Source organism: Teichococcus deserti (genome assembly GCF_001982615.1).
In the GTDB taxonomy this organism is placed as follows: Bacteria; Pseudomonadota; Alphaproteobacteria; order Acetobacterales; family Acetobacteraceae; genus Pseudoroseomonas; species Pseudoroseomonas deserti.
In genome coordinates this window covers 1-518 of record NZ_MLCO01000554.1, presented here as the reverse complement: position 1 = coordinate 518, position 518 = coordinate 1, and the positions used below count along the sequence as shown (strand labels likewise).

General features: G+C 69.7%; 1 protein-coding gene. It reads right to left on the bottom strand.

Annotated elements, in window-relative coordinates:
- On the bottom strand, window positions 1-422 hold a 422-nt coding region (locus BKE38_RS30010; RefSeq protein WP_207553745.1), incomplete at its 3' end, for a S8 family serine peptidase.
- Between the last annotated feature and the right edge of the window lie 96 nt (window positions 423-518).

Sequence of the window (518 nt, the reverse complement as noted above, 5' to 3'; positions counted from 1 at the left end):
TCGCCCGAGCGGCTCCAGGAATTGTTGGAGACATCGACCTGCCACTGCAGGGCGAGCATCTCCGTCTCCTGCGCCAGGCTGCGGTCGCCGCGGGCATCGACGCAATAGGACGCCAGCGTCACGCCATAGGCCGCGCCGATGCCGCCATAGCCGTTGTTTGCCGCCGCCGCCAGCACCAGGGCGACGCCGGTGCCATGCGAGGTGGCCGCCGCCTCCCCCCCTTTCACCGCCGCCGCCTGCTGCCCGGCGCGCGGATCGACCTGGCCGCCGAGCTCGGGATTGTCGGTGTCCAGCAGCGTGTCGATCAGCCCGACCTTGATCCCCTGGCCGGCATAGTCGTCGTAGAGCGGGGTGATGTTGATGCCATGGCCCGGCTGCAGCTGCCATTGCGCGGCGAAGCGCGGATCGTTGAAACTGGCCATCGCGGCGCAGCGGCTCCCTGCGGTGTCAGGAGCCAGGGGTTACGCCAAGGAGTTAAAGGAACCGGGTGGTGAGGCACCGGGTGGGCGGCACCGGGT